Here is a 293-nt window from a genome sequence, read left to right as displayed (position 1 = left end):
TGTGGTGCCTGGACGGCTCCAATGTCAGAGCATCCAAAGATGCTGCCGGTGCACGTAAAAAAACACCTCAATGAATCAAGCCCTTGGCCGTTCGCGGGGAGGTTTCGGCAGCAAAATTCACTTGGTCACGGACGGTCATGGCTTACTACTGAGCTTCTGCCTGTCACCGGGGCAATCAGCAGAAATCAGCTATGCAACAAGCGCGTTGGCCATGGCGAGGATACCAACGTCATCAGGTCGCTACCGAACACGGCCAGCGCATCTTGCCGCAGACAAGGCCTATAGCAGCAAAG

At 55.3% G+C, this 293-nt stretch carries 1 pseudogene; it reads left to right on the top strand.

Annotated features, from left to right (window positions below):
* Window positions 1–293 (top strand): annotated as a pseudogene (locus tag J9892_RS22685) (transposase); the annotation flags it as partial.

Source organism: Aeromonas sp. Prich7-2, assembly GCF_017939255.1.
GTDB classification, from domain to species: domain Bacteria; phylum Pseudomonadota; class Gammaproteobacteria; order Enterobacterales; family Aeromonadaceae; genus Aeromonas; species Aeromonas caviae.
This window is presented reverse-complemented; position numbering and strand designations above follow the sequence as displayed.